Source organism: Stenotrophomonas sp. 28608_Sma, assembly GCF_056486185.1.
Window position 1 is genome coordinate 662,275 of the sequence record NZ_CM151308.1, and the last position, 18,311, is coordinate 680,585.

Annotated in this window: 18 protein-coding genes; 9 read left to right on the forward strand and 9 right to left on the reverse strand. The window is 67.7% G+C overall.

The genetic code is table 11. The annotated features are described in order from the left end of the window. Window positions 1-26 precede the first annotated feature (26 nt). Complete coding sequence (locus ACZLHH_RS02960) at window positions 27-1,286, forward strand: threonine/serine exporter family protein (protein ID WP_049398420.1); 1,260 nt, start codon at window positions 27-29, stop codon at window positions 1,284-1,286. Window positions 1,287-1,402: 116 nt separating this feature from the next. Here ACZLHH_RS02960 and ACZLHH_RS02965 read toward each other — a convergent pair whose 3' ends face one another. From ACZLHH_RS02965 to ACZLHH_RS02975, 3 genes are all read right to left on the reverse strand, one after another. Then, window positions 1,403-1,786, reverse strand: coding sequence for an H-NS histone family protein (locus tag ACZLHH_RS02965; RefSeq protein ID WP_005415203.1), 384 nt, complete (start codon window positions 1,784-1,786; stop codon window positions 1,403-1,405). Window positions 1,787-2,008: 222 nt separating this feature from the next. Further along, window positions 2,009-3,712 (reverse strand): proline--tRNA ligase, encoded by a 1,704-nt coding sequence (locus tag ACZLHH_RS02970; protein ID WP_032128001.1) that lies wholly within the window; start codon window positions 3,710-3,712, stop codon window positions 2,009-2,011. 565 nt (window positions 3,713-4,277) lie between these two features. Next, window positions 4,278-4,652, reverse strand: a complete 375-nt coding sequence (locus ACZLHH_RS02975; RefSeq protein ID WP_049461832.1) for a DUF4124 domain-containing protein — start codon at window positions 4,650-4,652, stop codon at window positions 4,278-4,280. A gap of 80 nt (window positions 4,653-4,732) precedes the next feature. Here ACZLHH_RS02975 and pssA point away from each other — a divergent pair, with 80 nt between their 5' ends. From pssA to rimI, 3 genes are read left to right on the forward strand one after another with little or no spacing between them, the layout of a single operon-like run. After that, a complete protein-coding gene (gene pssA / locus ACZLHH_RS02980) occupies window positions 4,733-5,509 on the forward strand; it encodes a CDP-diacylglycerol--serine O-phosphatidyltransferase (RefSeq protein ID WP_049461822.1) in 777 nt (258 codons plus the stop codon). Beyond that, window positions 5,506-6,015, forward strand: a complete 510-nt coding sequence (locus tag ACZLHH_RS02985; RefSeq protein WP_049461823.1) for a hypothetical protein — start codon at window positions 5,506-5,508, stop codon at window positions 6,013-6,015. Before pssA ends, ACZLHH_RS02985 begins: the two co-directional genes overlap by 4 nt. Then, window positions 6,012-6,509 (forward strand): ribosomal protein S18-alanine N-acetyltransferase, encoded by a 498-nt coding sequence (gene rimI, locus ACZLHH_RS02990; protein WP_049461824.1) that lies wholly within the window; start codon window positions 6,012-6,014, stop codon window positions 6,507-6,509. The genes ACZLHH_RS02985 and rimI overlap by 4 nt, the downstream gene beginning before the upstream one ends. Window positions 6,510-6,613: 104 nt before the next feature. On the opposite strand, the gene ACZLHH_RS02995 is transcribed toward rimI, so the two are convergent. The 5 genes from ACZLHH_RS02995 to ACZLHH_RS03015 all read right to left on the reverse strand — a co-directional run bounded on the left by ACZLHH_RS02995 (window position 6,614) and on the right by ACZLHH_RS03015 (window position 12,616). Continuing rightward, a complete protein-coding gene (locus tag ACZLHH_RS02995) occupies window positions 6,614-7,435 on the reverse strand; it encodes an EamA family transporter (protein ID WP_049461825.1) in 822 nt (273 codons plus the stop codon). A 121-nt stretch (window positions 7,436-7,556) separates the two neighbouring features. Beyond that, window positions 7,557-10,385: a valine--tRNA ligase gene (locus tag ACZLHH_RS03000; protein ID WP_049461826.1), complete on the reverse strand. Its 2,829-nt coding sequence runs from the start codon at window positions 10,383-10,385 to the stop codon at window positions 7,557-7,559. Window positions 10,386-10,418: 33 nt separating this feature from the next. Then, a complete protein-coding gene (locus tag ACZLHH_RS03005; RefSeq protein WP_012510005.1) occupies window positions 10,419-10,610 on the reverse strand; it encodes a YqaE/Pmp3 family membrane protein in 192 nt (63 codons plus the stop codon). A 19-nt stretch (window positions 10,611-10,629) separates the two neighbouring features. Beyond that, complete coding sequence (locus tag ACZLHH_RS03010; protein WP_032128006.1) at window positions 10,630-11,055, reverse strand: DNA polymerase III subunit chi; 426 nt, start codon at window positions 11,053-11,055, stop codon at window positions 10,630-10,632. A gap of 82 nt (window positions 11,056-11,137) precedes the next feature. Continuing rightward, on the reverse strand, window positions 11,138-12,616 hold the full coding sequence (locus ACZLHH_RS03015) for a leucyl aminopeptidase (RefSeq protein WP_049461827.1): 1,479 nt from the start codon (window positions 12,614-12,616) through the stop codon (window positions 11,138-11,140). Between the two features lie 104 nt (window positions 12,617-12,720). Here ACZLHH_RS03015 and lptF point away from each other — a divergent pair, with 104 nt between their 5' ends. Genes lptF through ACZLHH_RS03030 form a run of 3 tightly spaced genes read left to right on the forward strand, consistent with a single transcriptional unit; the run spans window position 12,721 to window position 15,833 of the window. Continuing rightward, complete coding sequence (gene lptF / locus ACZLHH_RS03020; protein WP_032128008.1) at window positions 12,721-13,803, forward strand: LPS export ABC transporter permease LptF; 1,083 nt, start codon at window positions 12,721-12,723, stop codon at window positions 13,801-13,803. Continuing rightward, window positions 13,800-14,906 carry an LPS export ABC transporter permease LptG gene (gene lptG, locus ACZLHH_RS03025; protein WP_032128009.1) on the forward strand — a complete coding sequence of 369 codons (1,107 nt, stop codon included), beginning with the start codon at window positions 13,800-13,802 and terminating at the stop codon, window positions 14,904-14,906. Before lptF ends, lptG begins: the two co-directional genes overlap by 4 nt. A 54-nt stretch (window positions 14,907-14,960) precedes the next feature. After that, a complete protein-coding gene (locus ACZLHH_RS03030; RefSeq protein ID WP_049461828.1) occupies window positions 14,961-15,833 on the forward strand; it encodes a hypothetical protein in 873 nt (290 codons plus the stop codon). A 54-nt stretch (window positions 15,834-15,887) separates the two neighbouring features. Here ACZLHH_RS03030 and ACZLHH_RS03035 read toward each other — a convergent pair whose 3' ends face one another. Then, window positions 15,888-16,379 carry an RDD family protein gene (locus tag ACZLHH_RS03035; RefSeq protein ID WP_049461829.1) on the reverse strand — a complete coding sequence of 164 codons (492 nt, stop codon included), beginning with the start codon at window positions 16,377-16,379 and terminating at the stop codon, window positions 15,888-15,890. A 56-nt stretch (window positions 16,380-16,435) separates the two neighbouring features. On the opposite strand from ACZLHH_RS03035, the gene xerD reads away from it, so the two are divergent. Both xerD and ACZLHH_RS03045 read left to right on the forward strand, forming a co-directional pair. Then, a complete protein-coding gene (xerD, locus tag ACZLHH_RS03040; protein ID WP_032128012.1) occupies window positions 16,436-17,413 on the forward strand; it encodes a site-specific tyrosine recombinase XerD in 978 nt (325 codons plus the stop codon). A gap of 100 nt (window positions 17,414-17,513) precedes the next feature. Beyond that, entirely contained in the window at window positions 17,514-18,299 is a 786-nt protein-coding gene (locus tag ACZLHH_RS03045; RefSeq protein ID WP_049461830.1) for a DsbC family protein, read from the forward strand. Window positions 18,300-18,311: the final 12 nt, after the last annotated feature.

Here is an 18,311-nt window from a genome sequence, read left to right on the forward strand (position 1 = left end):
GCCCAGCCTAGGTAATACTACGGCGCATGTCCGCAGACGCTCACACGATCCCCACGCCCCAGGCCACCTACGCGCAGCGCGTGGCCTTCGTTTCCGAGATCGCCGGACGCCTGCACAGCTACGGCACAACGGCCCAGCGCCTGGAAACGGCAGTGGTGGCACTGGCCCGCCAGCTCGATCTGGATTGTGAACCGTGGTCGAATCCCACCGGTATCATCCTCAGCTTCAGCGACCCTGCGCAGGCGATCGGCTCCAGTGACATCACCCGCGTGATCCGCCTGGCCCCCGGCGAGAACGACCTGCACAAGCTCAGCGTGGCCGATCATATCGCCGAGGAAGTGGCCAACGGGCGGATGAGCATCGCCCAGGGCCACACCGCGCTGCGCCAGCTGGACAAGGATCCGGGCCGGCGCGGCAAGCTGCGCACCATCCTTTCGTTCACCCTCGGCGCGGCCGGCGTGGCCGGCATGTGGAAGCTGCCGTGGCTGGACATTGCCACCGCCGGTGTCATCGGCCTGATGATCGGCCTGCTCGGCATGGTCACCGACCGTCGCCCGGCCACCCGCGAAGCCGCCGAGGCACTGGCTGCGCTGCTGGCCGGCCTGGTCGCCACCCTGGTGGCGTCCTTCATCGGCGCGCTCAACCTCAACACGGTGATCATCGCCTCGCTGGTGGTGCTGCTGCCCGGCATGTCGCTGACGAATGCGGTCAATGAGCTGGCCAGCCAGCACTGGGTGTCGGGTACCGCGCGCTTTGCCGGTGCGCTGACCACCATCATGAAGCTCAGCGTCGGCGCGATGATCGCGGTGACCCTGGCCGATGTGCTCGGCCTCGATCCGGTGATCCGCGCCACGCGGCCGCAGGGGCCGTGGGTGGAGTGGGGCTCACTGCTGACCGCGGCGTTTGCCTTCGCGATGCTGTTCAAGGCCAACCGCCGCGATTATCCGTGGGTGATCGCGGCCTCGGTCGCTGGTTATGCGATCTCCAAGTTCGGTGGCCACGCCTGGGGAGCGCCGGCTGGCATCTTCCTGTCGGCGATGCTGCTGACCGCCGGTGGCAATCTGTTCGGCCGCCTCGTCGGCCGCCCGGGCGCAATCATCCGCCTGCCCGGCATCATCATGATGGTGCCCGGCAGCACCAGCCTGCGCGGCGTGCTGACCCTGGTCCAGCAGCAGGACGTGGGCGCCGGCCAGAGCGTGTTCCTCACCGTGCTCAACGTGGTGATGGCGCTGGTCGCTGGCCTGCTGTTCGGCAACCTGCTGATGCCGGCCCGCAAAACCCTGTAATCGCCCTCTGGGCTGCTTCCTGTGGGTGTGGACCGTTGGTCCACACACCTTTCCTTTCCGGGGAATGAAAAAACGCCGGCTTTCGCCGGCGTTTTTCATTGCATCCCGATCCGGCCTCAGGCCTTCTTGATCAGGAAATCTTCCGGCTTCTTGTTGCCCTTGGCGGTCAGCTCGGCCATCCAGCGCGGCTGCTTGCCACGGCCGGTCCAGGTTTCCTTCGGATTGGCCGGGTTGCGGTACTTCGGCGCAACCTTGCCCAGCTTGCGGCCAGCGGTCTTCGACGGTGCCTTGGCAACCTTGGCCACCTTGCGCGCGCGCGGGGCCGGGGCGTCGCCGAACAGTTCCTCGATGGTGTAACCCTCGGTCTTGGCCAGCTTGGTCAGCTGTGCCCGGACCTTGGTGATCGGCCGGCGCTTGGCGACGATGGTCTGCTGTTTCTTGGCGGTGCGGATCAGGGCGCCCAGCTCGCGTGCCGACAGGCCGGTCAGGTCAATGCTCATTTACGGTTACTCCGGAAACTAATAAGTGGACGGGACGAGCCAGTCCCTGGCGTCGCGGGACAGAATAAAGATGAATTAATCGCAGCACAAATGCAGACCGGTCATGGCCTGGCAGCATCCCGGCTGCATTGCGTCGATTTTGACCGGATTATGTCCGCTGCAATATTGCTCAAATGGGCGTCAGGCAAAAAAAGACCGGGGCATGCCCCGGTCTTTTCCTGATCAACCCTGCAGGCGCTGAAGCAGGGTGGCCTTGTCCAGGCTTTCCGCTTCGCTGGCGCGGCGCGAACGGTACTCGTAGGTGCCGGCGGCCAGGCCACGTTCGCTGACCACCACGCGGTGCGGGATGCCGATCAGTTCCATGTCGGCGAACATCGCGCCCGGGCGCAGGCCACGGTCGTCGAGTGCCGCGTCCAGGCCCGCATCGCGCAGCTCCTGCAGCAGGTTGGCCGCGGCGTCGGCCACGGCGGCGTCGCCCTTCGGATTGATCACGCATACCACCACCTGCCACGGCGCCATCGCGTCCGGCCAGATGATGCCGGCATCGTCATGGTTCTGTTCGATCGCGGCAGCCACCACGCGCGAGATACCGATGCCATAGCAGCCCATCGCCATCACCGCGGCCTTGCCGTTCTCGTCCAGAACGGTGGCATCCAGCGCTTCGGCATACTTGCGGCCGAGCTGGAACACGTGGCCGACTTCGATGCCACGGGCGATCTTCAGTTCACCACCGTCCAGCGCGCGGTCACCGGCACGCACGTTGCGGATGTCGGCCACTTCCGGTTCCGGCAGGTCGCGGCCCCAGTTGACGCCAGCCAGGTGGAAACCGGCTTCGTTGGCGCCGACGACGAAGTCGGACATCGCCGCCACTTCGCGATCGGCCACCACGCGGATGGCCTTGGCCGGGGCGACCGGGCCGAGGAAGCCCGGCACGCTGCCCAGGTGCTCGGCGATTTCCGCCTCACTGGCGAAGCGCTGTTCGTCCAGGCCGGCAACCTTGGCCAGCTTGATCTCGTTGACCTCATGGTCGCCGCGTACCAGCAGCAGCACGAACTGCTGTGCCTTGCCTTCGCCGGCGATCAGCGCCACCGATTTCACCGTGCGCTGCAGGTCGATGCCGAGCAGCGCCGCGACATCCTCGCAGGTCTTCTGGGTGGGGGTATCGACCTTGCGCATGGCTTCGCTGGCGGCCGCACGCGGTGCCGGATCGGCAGCGATCGCCGCTTCCATGTTGGCCGCGTAGTCCGAACCGGTGGAGAACACCAGCGCGTCTTCGCCGGAATCGGCGATGACGTGGAATTCCTGAGAGGCATCACCGCCGATCGCGCCGGAGTCGGCCTGCACCATGCGGAAATCCAGGCCGAGGCGGGTGAAGATACGGCTGTAGGCCGACTTCATGTTCTCGTACTCGCGCACCAGGCACTCATCGTGCAGGTGGAACGAATAGGCGTCCTTCATCAGGAACTCGCGCGAACGCATCACGCCGAAGCGCGGACGGATCTCGTCGCGGAACTTGGTCTGCACCTGGTAGAAGTTGACCGGCAGCTGCTTGTAGCTGGACAGCTCGCTGCGCGCGAAGTCGCAGGCGGCTTCTTCGGCGGTCGGGCTGTAGCAGAACACCTGGTCCTTGCGGTCCTTGATCTTCAGCAGCTGCGGGCCGAACTTCTGCCAGCGCCCGGTCTGCTCCCACAGTTCCTTCGGCTGGATGGTCGGGATCTGGAATTCCACGGCACCGGCGCGGTCCATTTCCTCGCGCACGATGCGCTCGACCTTGCGCAGCACGCGCAGGCCCAGCGGCGACCAGGTGTACAGGCCCGATGCCAGCTTGCGGATCATGCCCGCGCGCAGCATCAGCCGGTGGCTGGTCAGCTCGGCGTCGCTGGGGGTTTCCTTGGTGGTGTGCAGGTGGAACTGGGAGAGGCGCATCGTCGGCTTCGGATAACGGCAGAGACGCCTATTCTGCCAGCCCGGCCGGGGGGAGGGGTATCGGCAGGGCTGCGCCCTGCACCCGCCTCAAGCAACGTCAACTGCAACTGCAACTGCAACAGCGGGCTTCCCGTGGGATGGCGGGGGGGGGCGGTTGCGGGGGACGCCGTAAATACGTCCCTGTGGCTCGGTCGCGCCATCCATGGCGCTCACGCCCTCGCAACCGGACCCACCCCGCCTTCGACAGTTTTCCGCGATCTGTCGCCCTTTTGTAGGGCCGAGCCATGCTCGGCTGCTGTTCGATCAATTCTCGAACTATTCGATTTCCATGGAGATTCATCCACGCATGGCGTGGATCTACTGACCACCGGGAATCTGTCGGGGGTGGGGCGGTGTCGGATTGCGGGGTGTCAGCCGCATGGATGCGGCTGCCAAGCCTACAGGGACGTACTTGCGGCGTCCCCGCACTCCGACACCGCCCCGCCATTCCACGGAATGCCCGCTTTTGACGTTGCCCTTGCTACCGCCTCTGTCGGTGCAGGGCTGCAAGCCCTGCCGATAACCCTCACTCCGCCGGGCAGTAGGCCTTGATGGCGGCTTCAGCCAATCCCTTCTGCGCGCTGCGCTGCTCCGGAGCCAACGGGGTATCGGCCTTGCCATCACCATCGGTGTCCTGCATCACCTGGCCGCCGCCCTCCAGCAGGGCCAGGTTGGCGCGGGCGGTGCTGCACTGCTCGGGCACCGGCGCGGCCGGGGTCTCGGCGCTGGCCGCCGCCTGGGGACTGCGCGCCTGCGCCCGGGTCTCGAACTTCCTGCCCGCCGGCGGGGTCTCCGAATACTGGGTCACGCCATTGGCGTCCTTCCATTTATAGACCGGGCCGGCCACGGCGTTGGCACTGGCCAACAACAGCAGGCATCCAAGGCAGGACAGGGCACGCATGGCAAACTCCACGGAATGGGCGTAGAACGCCGATTGCAGCATTGGCGCCGAGCACTGGCAAGTCGATTAAACTGGATTCCATGGACCCGATCACACCGCCGCCGCGTTCGCGCACGATTTACCTGCTGCCCAACCTGTTCACCACCGCCGGCCTGTTTGCCGGCTTCTACGCGATCATCGCCGCGGCCAACGGGGACTTCGTCAACGCCAGCATCGCCGTGTTCGTGGCGGCGGTGATGGATGGCCTGGATGGGCGCGTGGCGCGCCTGACCGGCACCAGCAGCGAATTCGGCGTGCAGTACGACTCGCTGGCCGACCTGGTCAGCTTCGGCATGGCCCCGGCGCTGGTGATGTACCACTGGTCGCTGTCGTGGCTGAAGTTCGACGACCCGCTGCTGGGTCGCGTCGGCTGGGCCGTGGCCTTCCTGTATGCCGCCTGCGCGGCGCTGCGCCTGGCCCGCTTCAATACCCAGGTAGCGGTGGTCGACAAGCGCTGGTTCGTCGGCCTTGCCAGCCCGGCCGCGGCCGGCCTGATGATGTCCTTCGTCTGGGCGTTCGCCGATGGCAACCTGGGCTGGGACGGCAACCAGCTGCGCTACGTGGCGCTGGCGGTGACGATCATCGCGGCGCTGCTGATGGTCAGCCGCATCCGCTTCTGGAGCTTCAAGGGCGGCGGCGCCAAGGGCACCCGCTCCGACCGCGTGCCGTTCCTGGTACTGGCCCTGGTGCCAGTGGCGATCGCCATTGCGGTCATCGACCTGCCGCGCGTGCTGTTCGCGGTGGGCATCCTGTACGCCTTGTCGGGCCCGGTGATGTGGGCCGTGCAGCGCCTGAGCAAGAAGCCCGAGGCCGCGTGAGCGAGGACCTGCCCGTGCTGTGGTCACCGGCCCAGCAGGCCTGGCTGCAGGCCATGGGCTACACCGTCTATCACGACGGCCAGCTGGCCGCCGAGCTGGATGCCGCGCTGCAGCTGAGCGTGGCCGAAGCCGAGGCGGCTGCCACACCAGCGGCGGAGCAGGCGCGGGCGTCGACCGCACCCGCGCGCGAACCTCTGGCTGCGGCCGCACCGGTTTCCCGCCAGGAACGCCCGGCGCCAGCGCGTCGCGAGACCCCGATCAGCGCACCGGACACCGCGCCCGCGGCTGCCCGGCCGCTGCCTGGCGGCAATGCCCGGCAGCCGGTGGTGCGCCTGCCGGATCGCCTGCAGATCGCCTTGCTGCGCGCGTCCGGCTGCAATCCCAATGATCCGGCCACGCAGGCGCTGATGGACAGCTGGCCGCTGGACCAGCTGCGTCAGGACCCGGCCGCCAAGCGCGCGCTGTGGCCGCAGCTGCGCGCCCTGCGCAAGCGGGGCGCGCCATGAGTGCGGTCAGCCAGCCCGGTCCGGTCAGCCTGCGCGCGCTGCGCGAGAGCGACCTCAACGCGGTGATGGCGATTGAAGTACGCGGCTATCCGTTTCCCTGGACCCGCGGCATCTTCGTCGACTGCCTGCGTGCGGGCTATCCGGGCCTGGCCATGGAGCGCGATGGCCAGTTGATCGGCTATGGCGTACTCAGCATCGCGGCCGACGAAGCCCATGTGCTGAACGTCTGCATCGACCCGCTGACGCAGTCGCGTGGGCTCGGGCGCCAGCTGCTGCGCGCGCTGGTACAGCTGGCCGGCGACCGGGGTGCGCAGCGTGTGTTCCTGGAAGTGCGTCCGTCCAACACACCCGCGCTGGCCTTGTACCACAGAGAAGGCTTCAACGAGATCGGTCGCCGCCCGCGTTACTACCCGGCCGCACAGGGCCGCGAAGACGCGGTGGTGATGGCGATCGAACTGGTCGACGGCGACCTGCAGGCGATGCCGCCGCTGTAACGGAGAAGGGGGGCCGGCCAGCGGCCGGCACTACCGATGGATCTCCGCTGTCATCGACACATCACCTACCGTGGTAGGTGCCAGCCTTGGTTGGCACGCTTTCCTCACGCCAGCCGCAGTGCCAACACACCCCCGACGATCAACGCCGCCGCCAGCCAGCGCGCGCGCGGAATCCGTTCGCGCAGCAGGAACACCGAGATCAGCAACGCGAACAGGATCGACGATTCGCGCAACGCCGAGACCATCGCCACCGGCGCCTGGGTCATTGCCCACAACGCCATCGCATACGAGGTGGTGGTGCCGACGCCACCGGCCAGCCCCAGCGGCCAGTGCTGCCGCGCATAGTCCAGCACCGCGCCGCGGCGCGTGTACAGCGCCCACAGTGGCAGTGGAATGCCCGACAGCAGGAACAGCCACAACGTATAGCTGAGTGCGCTGCCGGACTGACGCGCGCCCTGCGCATCGACCAGCGTGTAGGTGGCGATCATCGCCGCGGTCAGCAGCGGCAGGCGCAGCTGACCGCCACGCGCGCCCAGCGCCATGCACAGGATGCCGGTGCTGACCAGCACCACGCCCAGCCACGCCGCAGGCGGCAGCTGCTCACCGAGCAGAGTGCCCGCCAGCGCGACCAGGATCGGCGCGCTGCCACGCATCAGCGGGTAGGCCAGGCTCATGTCGACCTGCTGGTAACAGCGTGCGACCAGGCCGTAGTAGGTCACCTGCAGCAGCACCGACGCGCCCAGCCACGGCCAGCTGTGCGCGGCGGGAAATGGCAGGAAGGGCAGGCCGGCAGCCGACAGCAGCGCGGCACTGCCGGTCACCAGTACGGTGCCGAGGAACTTGTCCGGCCCGCGCTTGACGATTGCGTTCCAGCTGGCATGCAGCGCGGCAGCGGCGAGAACCAGCAGGAAGATGGAAAGCGGCATCCAGCGATGATGCCATGCGCGGGAAATGTAGAGTCGAGCCATGCTCGACTGCTGTCATGAGTCGAGCACGGCTCGACTCTACAAAAGGAAACGCCGGGCAGTACCCGGCGTTTCCCTGCACTTACAGCTTCGCGCGCTGCTCGCGCAGGCCGGCCAGCTGGGTGTTCCAGTCGACCAAGCGCACGCGTTCCTGCTCGACCACCGCCGGGGGCACCTTGTCGGTGAACTTGGCGAGCTTGGTTTCGCTCTTCTCCTGCTCGCCTTCCACGCGCTTGATCTCCTTGTCCAGGCGCGCACGCTCGGCGTCGAGATCAACCAGGCCTTCCAGCGGCACCAGCAGCTTCAGCTCACCGACAATCGCGGCGGCAGCCGGCGGTGCACTTTCGCCTTCAGCCAGCCACTGGATGCTGTCCAGCTTGAGCAGGAACGACAGCGAGGCGCTGAAACGTTCGATGCGCACGCGGTCCTGCTCCAGACCGGCCTGCAGGCGCAGCGGCACCAGCTTGGACGGGGCCACGTTCAGCTCACTGCGCACGCGGCGCACGGCACTGATCACGGCCTTCAGCCATTCCACGTCGGCCTCGGCCTGGGCGAAATCGCCTTCGAACTCGGCGGCGGTCGGGTACGGACGCAGCGACAGCGTGGTTTCGGCCAAGCCCAGGCGCGGGGCCAGTTGCTGCCACAGCTGTTCGGTGATGAACGGCGTGAGCGGGTGCAGCAGGCGCAGCAGCGCTTCCAGCACGTACAGCAGAGTGTGGCGGGTGCTTTCGGCGTCGGCGGCATCGGCACCATTCAGTGCCGGCTTGCTCAGCTCCAGGAACCAGTCGCAGAACTCGTTCCAGGCGAACTCGTACAGGCACTGCGCCAGCAGGTCGAAGCGGTAGTTGGCGTAGTGGCCCTGCGCCTCGGTGGACACCGCCGCCAGGCGCGCAAGGATCCAGCGCTCGGCATCGGTGCGCGGCGTCGGCACGCCGGTGAACGTTGCACCCTCGGTGTTCATCAGGGTGAAGCGGCTGGCGTTCCACAGCTTGTTGCAGAAGTTCTTGTAGCCCTCGGCGCGGTTCATGTCGAACTTGATGTCGCGGCCGTGGGTGGCCAGCGCGGCGATGGTGAAGCGCAGCGCATCGGCACCGTGGGCAGCAATGCCGTCCGGGAATTCCTTGCGGGTGGCCTTCTCGATCTTCTCCACCATCTTCGGCTGCATCAGGCCGCCGGTGCGCTTGGCGACCAGATCGTCGATGGTGATGCCGTCGATGATGTCCAGCGGATCGAGCACGTTGCCCTTGCTCTTGGACATCTTCTGGCCCTGGCCGTCGCGGATCAGGCCGGTGAAGTAGACGTCCTTGAACGGGATCTTCCCGACCAGGTTGTCGGTGGCCATGATCATGCGCGCCACCCAGAAGAAGATGATGTCGAAGCCAGTGATCAGCACCGACGACGGCAGGTAGCGGTCGAAGCCGCGCTCGGCCATGGCCTGCTCGTTGGGCCAGCCCAGGGTGGAGAACGGCCATAGCTGCGAGGAGAACCAGGTCTCCAGCACGTCGCTTTCCTGGTTCAGCACCACGTCGCTGCCCAGGTTGTGCTTCGCCCGCACTTCCTCTTCGCTGCGACCGACGTAGCAGCTGCCGGTGGCTTCGTCGAACCACGCCGGAATGCGGTGGCCCCACCACAGCTGGCGGCTGATGCACCAGTCCTGGATGTTGTTCATCCAGTGGCGGTAGGTGTTGATCCAGTTCGGCGGCACGAAGGAAATGCTTCCATCCTCGACCAGTTCCAGGCCGCGCTTGGCCAGGTCGTCCATCTTCACGAACCACTGGTCGGTCAGGTACGGCTCGATCACCTGGCCGGTACGGTCGCCGCGCGGCACCTGCAGCTTGTGCGCCTTGGTCTCGACCAGGATGCCCAGGTCTTCCAGCTCGGCCAGCACGGCCTTGCGCGCGGCGTAGCGGTCCAGACCCTGGAAACGCTCCGGCGCGTTCTCGTTCAGCGCCGCCACCGGGGTGAACAGGTTGATCATCGGCAGGCTGTGGCGCACGCCCACTTCATAGTCGTTGAAATCGTGCGCCGGGGTGACCTTGACCACGCCGGTGCCGAAGGCACGGTCCACGTAGTCGTCGGCGATCACCGGGACGCGGCGGCCGGTCAGCGGCAGCACCACGCTCTTGCCGATCAGATGTGCATAGCGCTCGTCTTCCGGGTGCACCATCACCGCGGTATCGCCCAGCAGGGTTTCCGGGCGGGTGGTGGCGACGACCAGGTAGTCGCGGGTTTCGCGCAGGGTTTCCACGCCGTCGGCATCGCGCTCGACGTGTTCGTAGCTCAGGCCCTCATCCAGCGTGTAGGCGATCGACCACAGGAAGCCGTCTTCCTCGGCGCTCTCCACCTCCAGGTCGGAAATGGCGGTCTTCAGCACCGGGTCCCAGTTGACCAGGCGCTGGCCGCGGTAGATCAGGCCCTGCTCGTACCAGCGCACGAAGGCCTCGTTGACCGCCGCCGACGGCTGCGGGTCCATGGTGAAGGTGCTGCGCGACCAGTCGGCGGAGGTGCCGAGGCGGCGCATCTGGCGTTCGATGGTGTCGCCGGACTGCTGCTTCCACTCCCAGACCTTGCCGATGAAGCCTTCGCGGCCCAGCGAATCGCGGGTCTCGCCCTTGCCTTCCAGCGCCAGGTTGCGGCTGACCACCATTTCGGTGGCGATGCCGGCATGATCGGTACCGACCTGCCACAGCGTGTCGTAGCCACGCATGCGGTGGTAGCGCACCAGCGCGTCCATCAGGGTCTGCTGGAAGGCGTGGCCCATGTGCAGGGTGCCGGTCACGTTCGGCGGCGGCAGCAGGATGGTGTAAGGCTCGCCCGTGCCGGACGGCTTGAAGTGGCCGGCCTTCTCCCAGGCCTCGTAGAGGTCGGTCTCGAAGGACTTCGGGTCGTAACTGGAGGCGAGTTGGGTCATGCGGGGGAACCGGTAATCAAGGCGGAAGGGAGATCAGCGCGGCCCGAGGGCGCGCCGGATCTTCTGGTCGGTGTGGTACTGGCTGACCGCGTAGGCGGCCCAGATGGCGGCGGGCAGCCAGCCGATCAGGGTGATCTGCAGGATCAGGCAGACAATGCCGGCAAACGGCCGGCCGATGGTGAAGAAGGACAGCCAGGGAAGAATCAGGGCGATCAACAGGCGCATCAAGGGGTCCTCGCTGGACTTACATGTCGTGCTTGTTCAGGTCGTAACCGGCGGTCTTGTACTGGCGCCAGCGTTCGCGCAGCGGTTCGCGCGCTTCCGGGTCGGCCGGAACCACTTCCAGCACGCGCTCGCACTCGCCCAGCCAGGGTTCATCGCGCAGGTTGATCACCAGCGGGCGCGCCGGTGCCTCGGTGCCCGGCACGGCGATCAGCACCAGGGCTTCTTCCTCGTCCATGTCCTCGCCGGCGATCTGGTGCGGGATGTAGGCATCGTTGTCGAACGCCCACAGCAGTTCGTCCAGCTCCTCGGCCTGGGCCTGGTCGCGGGCCAGCACCAGGGTGAACAACCCGGCGTCGTTGGCCTTGCGCGCCAGCTCGCAGACCAGGCGCAACGGCTCGGTCAGGAAGCGGGGCTTGGCGATCAGGTAGAAGTCGGCGCGGGGCATGGCAGGGTCCGGGTCAGGCAGGGGCCCGGCAGTGCCGGGCGAGGCCCTGGCCGGCGGGCGCCGGCCAGGGTCGGGTACGGCATCAGGCGCGGGCGGCCTGGTCCAGCAGCCACTGGCTCAGCAGGCCGACCGGGCGGCCGGTGGCCATGCCACGCTTGCCTTCATCGCTGGCCACGCCGGCGATGTCCAGGTGGGCCCAGCGCTGGCCTTCGGCGAAGCGCGACAGGAAGCAGCCAGCGGTGATCGCGCCGGCCCAGCGGCCGCCGATGTTGTAGACGTCGGCGAAGGTCGAATCCAGCATCGGCTGGTACTCGTCCCACAGCGGCAGGCGCCAGGCGCGGTCGAACACCTGCTCGCCGGCGGCCAGCAGCTCGTTGGCCAGGTCGTCGTGCTTGCTCATCAGGCCGGCGGTCTGGTGGCCGAGGGCGACCATGCAGGCACCGGTCAGGGTGGCGACGTCGACCAGCGCGGCCGGCTCGAAGCGCTGCGCGTAGGTCAGCGCGTCGCACAGGATCAGGCGGCCTTCGGCGTCGGTGTTGCCCACTTCGATGGTCTTGCCCGACATCGAGGTGATCACGTCGGACGGGCGGTAGGCGTTGCCATCGATGGCGTTTTCCACCGCCGGCACCACCACCACCAGGTTCAGCGGCAGCTTGGCCTTGACCGCAGCGACGAAGGTGCCGATGACGTTGGCGCCACCGCACATGTCGTACTTCATCTCTTCGATGCCGCCCTGGGTCTTCAGGTTGACGCCACCGGTATCGAAGGTGATGCCCTTGCCGACCAGCACGTACGGCTTGGCGTCGCCGCCATTGTTCCACTTCAGTACGACCAGGCGCGGGCGGTTGGCCGAACCACGGGCCACGGCCAGCAGCGAGCCCATGCCCAGCGCTTCCATCTGGTGCTCGTCGAGGATCTCGGCTTCGGCACCGTCGTGCTCGCCGGCGAACTTCACGCCGACCTCGGCCAGATGGGCCGGGGTGCAGTAGTTCGGCGGCAGGTTGCCCAGCTCGCGGGCGAACTCGACACCGGCGGCGATGGCCTGGCCCTGGGCCAGGGCCTGCGCGTCGTCACCGGCGATGGCCAGCTGGGCCAGGCCGGCGTCGTCGGCCTTCTTCTTGCCCAGGGTGGCGGTGTAGCGGTACGCGGCATGATCGGCGGCGATCACCGCCTGGCGGATCGCCCAAGCCGCGTCGCGGTCCTTCACCGCCACTTCGGACAGGGTGAACAGTGCGCTGCGGGCAGCACCGGCCTTCAGCGCGCGCACGGCGTCGCCGACGGCCTTCAGGTACTGCGGCACGCCGAAACGGGCGACTTCGCCGAGGCCGACCACCAGCACGCGCGGGGCGGTCACGCCCGGCAGGTCATGCAGCAGGGTGGTGGCGCCGGTCTTGCCGGACAGGTCGCCGCGCTGGGCCAGGGCGGCCAGGCGGCCACCGCTGGCGGCGTCCAGGGTCTGTGCGGCCGGGGTCAGGGTATGGTCGGCATACGCGCCAACCACCAGGCAATCGACGGTGGCGGCGGCCGGAGCAACGTGGTTCAGGGTGAATTCGAGGGCCATTGAGCAGATTCCATTGGCGAGTCCGTACAATCGCAGGCCGTTTACGCCCAGACAGTAGACTGGGCGGCACCGCGAACGAACCCCAGAGTTTAAACCACCGCCCCATGCTGAAGCTCGACCGATACCTGCTGGGCGATTTCGTCCAGAGTTTCCTGGCTACCCTGATCGTCCTGCTGGTGGTCAGCGTGGGCGGCGTGCTGGTGGACATCCTCGGCAACATCGCCGACGGGCGCCTGCCGGCCAAGCTGCTGTTCTCGCAGCTGGGCCTGCAGTTCATCGCCTACCTGCCGCTGATCCTGCCGCTGGCGCTGATGCTGGGCCTGCTGCTGGCCATCGCGCGCCTGTACCGCGACTCGGAAATGGCAGTGATCACCGCCATTGGTGTCGGCCCCAAGCGACTGCTGCGGCCACTGCTGATGCTGGTGGTGCCGGTGGTGGCCCTGGTGGGCGCCTGCTCGCTGTGGCTGGGCCCGTGGGCCGGCCGGGTGGCCGAGCAGATGATCATCGAGGCCAACCGCAGCGTGCTGATGGCCGGTCTGGAGCCGGGCCGCTTCACCCCCCTGCCCAACGGCGGCGTGGTCTACCTGTCCTCGATCTCGCCCGATGGCACCCAGCTGGGCAAGGTGTTCCTGCAGCGCCAGAAGGATGACCGCCTGGAGGTGGTGTCGGCCAATGGCGGCCGCATGTTCTTCGAAGGTACCCGCCAGCGCTTCCTGGAGCTGGATGACGGCCACCAGGTGGAAGGGCCGGTGGCCGGTGGCCTGGACTACCGCCTGGCGACCTTCGCCCGCAATGACGTGGCCCTGCCCGATGGCGCGCAGACCCGCACCGAGGATGACCCGGAACTGATGCCGACCCTGCAGCTGATCGGCGATGAGCGTCCGCAGGCGCAGGCGCAGCTGCACCGCCGCCTGGCGCCGCCGCTGATCGCGCTGGCGTTCGCCCTGCTGACCGTGCCGCTGGGCCGCAGCTCGCCGCGCCAGCAGCGCTACGGCCGCATGATGCTGGCGCTGATGGCCTACATGGTCGGTACCAATCTGATGTTCATCGGCAGCGGCTGGATCGCCAACGGCAAGATCCCCCCAGCGCTCGGCCTGTGGTGGTTGACCCTGCCGTTGCTGGCGCTGGCAATCTGGATGTATGCACGTGATGGCCGCCTGGGCCGCCCGAAGGGAGCCCGCGCATGAGGCTGCGCCCGATGCGTTTCGACCTGTACCTGGGCCGGTCGGTGTTCACCACGGTGCTGCTGACCTGGGCCGTGCTGGTCGGCCTGGACGTGGTGATGGCGTTCTCCGGCGAGTTCAAGGACATCGGCAAGAATGGCTACACGCTGGGCCATGCCGCCGCCTGGGTGCTGTACACGGTGCCACGCCGCGCCTACACCATGTTCCCCACCGCCGCGGTGATCGGTGCACTGATGGGCCTGGGCCAGCTGGCGGCGACCTCGGAGCTGACCGCGCTGCGAGCGCTGGGCCTGTCGCGCAAGCGCCTGAGCGTTTCGGTGGCGATCGCGCTGTCGCTGCTGACCGCGGTGATGGTGTTCAGCGCGGAGACCCTGGGCCCCTGGGGCCAGGACCGCGCCGATGCGTTGAAGTCCAGCGCCAAGTGGGGGCGGGATATCGCCACCAGCCGCTACTCGGGCCTGTGGGCACGCGAGGGCGATACCTTCCTCAACGCGCAGAGCGGCGAGGAGCAGCTGGTCGGCGACAAGGGCACGCGCCTGATCCTGCGAGACGTGCGCCTGTACCGCATCGCCGAGAACGGGGGCATCGCCTCATTGACCCATGCCGACACCGCCGAGCATGACAAGGATGGCTGGGTGCTGACAGGGGTACGTCGCGATACCTTCGGCGAGCGCTCGGCGACCCGCCAGGAAATCGCGCGCGAACCGTGGAATTCGAAGCTGGATGCGGCCGCATTGGCCACCGGCATCGCCAAGCCGCGCAACCTCAGCCTCGCCGAACTGAGCACCAGCATCACCTACCGGCAGCGCAACGGGCTGGACGCGCGTGACTTCGAGGACGTGTACTGGAGCCGCTGGTTCTACCCGTTGAACGTGCTGGCGCTGTGCCTGGCGGCGGTGCCGTTCGCGTTCGGCTCGCTGCGCAGCGGCGGCATGGGCAAGCGCCTGTTCCTGGGCATCCTGTTCGCGCTGGGCTTCTGGCTGCTGCAGCTGTTCTTCGGGCGCATGGCCGGCGCGCTGAAGTTCGATTACCGCATTGCCTATGCGCTGCCACCGATCGTGATGCTGGCAGTGTCCGGATTGCTGTTCCGGCGCAAATCAGGTTGATTCCCAGGGAGCCGGGCAAGGCCCGGCTGTTTCCGTTTCACTTCAAGGACGAACATGAGCTTCCAACGCTTTCTGCCGTACATCGCGGCCGTGCTGCTTTCTGCCGGCTGCAGCCGGTCCACCGTCGACTTCGAGATCGACAACCCGACGGATGCACCGCTGACCTTGTCGGTCGACCAGCAGGTGCATACCCTGCCGCCGCACACCTCCATGCCCCTGGTCCTGGAGCCGGGCCAGTACCGGCTGCAGAGCGAGAAGATCGGCAGCGTACGCATGGTTGTCTACGCCGACGGGATCGGCGGGCTGATCAACCCGGCCATGGCCGAGTACGTGATCGTCACCGAGCAGTACGTCACCAGCAAAACCAATACCGGCAACCTGGCGTCGAAGATCGAACTGAACGATGTGGAGATCGAGGGTCCCTACGTGAAGGCGACCGGCTTCTTCATTCCGCGCCGTTGGGACGCAGGACTGAAGGGCGAACTGCCTGACACGGTGGTCTCCAGCAGCCCGGATACCTCGTCCGACTACCGGACCAAGCTCTACAACGTGCCTGGCTTCTTCGAATACCTGGATGCCGGGGACGAGCTGAAGGAGGCTTTCGGGCCGGATGGCTACCGGCCGCCGGCAGCATCGGTGGCTTTCACTGCCGCCCAGCTGCCGCCGCTTCCGGCGGCCTATGAGGCCCAGGGCAAACCGATGCGCGAGCTGTACGCGCAGTACCTTGCCGCAACCGATGCAGGCGAGCAGAAGCGCCTGAAGAAGGCCAGCCTGAAACTGTGGCAGGAGTTCGTGAAGACCCGTGCGCAGTTGAGCGGACAGTCGCCGGCGGCTGACGATGTGCAGGCCAATGCGTTTGCGTCCGCCTTTTTCGACCTCTGGACGCAGCCGGCGGTGATCCTGCCGGATCCGGCACCTGCTGGCTGATCGCTGCGTTGATCGTGTGGAGCCGAGCCCATGCTCGGCTCTACACGTGGTGCATCACCGCTTCGGCATGCGCATCAGGCGGGTGCCGCTGGCGCGGTCGTGCCAGGTCAGGCGGTCGCGGTCGACCCATGCCCACCAGAACCCCAGTCCACCCAGCAGCAGCGACAGTGAGCCCACCGCGAAGCGCAGCCACAGTTGGCCGCGCCGCAGCGGCGTGCCATCGCTCGATTGCAGTTTCAGCCGCCACGGTCGCATGCCCAGCGTCTGTCCGCCACGGCGCCAGCTGGCCGTGGCGTACCACCCCGTGATTCCCCAGCACACCGCCCACAGCAGCCATTGCCAGGCACTGAACGGTGCGATGTTCTCGCGCTGCGCGTGGCCGCTGAAGGTGTAGGCGAGGGTGAACAGCGTGCCGGCCAGCATCCACAGCGCCAGCACCGGCAGTGCGTCGTAGACCATCGCCAGCACGCGCCAGGCCAACAAGGCACGTGGGCGGGGCATTTCGGTAGCGGCCGCAGGGGCCGTGTCGGTGGCGGGGCGGGACATGCGCCGAGCATACGCAAAGCTGGCCGCGTCCGCAGTGGCCCTCGTATCCTGCACCCATGGCCCTTGTTTCCACCCCCGCCGAACGCCGCCAGCTGGTGCAGCAACTGCCCGAGCTGCGCGCCGACGACAGCGCGCGCATCCAGCGCTTCCTCGATGCGATCTGGGCCGAGAACGGCCTGGCCCGCGCCACCCTCGACAGCTACCGGCGCGACCTGGAAGGGCTGGCGCGCTGGATGGATGGACGCGACGGTGGCCTGGCCGGCATCGAGCGCCCGGGGTTGTTCGATTACCTGGCCTGGCGCACCCGGCATGGCTGGTCACCGCGCAGCAATGCGCGCCTGCTGTCGGCGCTGCGCGCGTTCTTCGCCGATGGCGTGCGCCGTGGTGAACGCAGCGAGGACCCCAGTGCCCTGCTGGACCCGCCGAAGCTGCCGCGGCTGTTGCCGAAGGCGTTGGCCGAAAGCCAGATCGACGCACTGCTGGCGGCGCCGGACATCGACAGTCCGCTGGGCCTGCGCGACCGTGCCATGCTGGAGCTGATGTATGCGGCCGGCCTGCGCGTGAGCGAGCTGGTGCTGCTACCGGCCACGGCAGTCAACCTGCGCCAGGGCGTGCTGAGGGTCACGGGCAAGGGCAGCAAGGAGCGGCTGGTGCCGCTGGGCGAGGAATCGCAGCACTGGCTGGAGCGCTATCTGCAGGCGTCGCGCCCGCAGCTGGTCGGCAAGGGCAAGGTGCAGGCGCTGGCCGATGGGCAGACCCCATTGTTTGTCGAGCCGACGCTGCATGCGCTGACCCGCCAGGCGTTCTGGCATCTGGTCAAGCGCCACGCGCAGGTGGCCGGTATCGATCCGGTGCGGATCAGCCCGCATGGCCTGCGCCACAGCTTCGCCACGCATCTGCTCAACCGCGGCGCCGACCTGCGCGCGCTGCAGATGCTGCTCGGCCACAGCTCGCTGTCGACCACCCAGATCTACACCCTGGTGGCCCGCGAACACCTGCAGAAGCTGCACGCGCGCCACCATCCGCGCGGCTGAGCAGCGGCCTGAACCCCGGCCTCGGACGGTGGGCGGTGTCGCGGCCCGGTAGCGGCGGCTGTGTCAGAATCCGGGGTCTTCTTCTGTCGCGGACCGCTCCATGCTCCGATTTGCCATCGCCGCCGTGTTCGGTGCGCTCAGCCTGACCGCCTGCGCCCAGCCGGCTCCGCCGGCCGCCAAGGCACCCGCCGCGGCCGCGGCCAAGGCCGTCCCGGCCGCCAACGCTTCGGCCGACCAGGCCGTACGCGCCGTGCTGACCGCCCTGAATCCCGGCTTCCAGGTGGACTACATCGGCGCTGCGCCGTTCCCCGGCTTCCGCGAGGTCGTGGTCTCCGGCCAGTTGCTGTACGTGTCCGACGATGGCCGCTACCTGTTCCAGTCGCAGCCCTACGACACGCGTGCCAAGGGCCCGGCCAACAGCGAAGGCCTGCTCGGCTACCGCCGCGATCTGCTGGCCAAGGCCAACCACGGCGACCGCATCGTATTCGCTGCGCCCAACGCCAAGTACACCATCAGCGTGTTCACCGACATCGAGTGCGGCTACTGCCGCAAGCTGCATCAGGACATCGCGGAGCTCAACCGCAACGGCATCTCGGTCGAGTACCTGGCATTCCCGCGCATGGGCCTGGGCAGCAAGGACTACACCGACATGATTTCGGTCTGGTGTGCAGCGGATCGCCGCCAGGCCCTGACCAACGCCAAGCGCGGTGGCAGTGTGCCGGCCAAGAACTGCACCAACCCGGTGGCGATGCAGTACGCGCTGGGCCAGCAGTTGGGCGTGAACGGCACGCCGGCGATCTTCGCGCCGGATGGCACCCAGCTGGGCGGTTACCTGCCGCCGGCGCAGCTGCGTGCGGCGCTGGAAAAGCTGTCGGCCAAGCGCTGATCGCCGCCGACC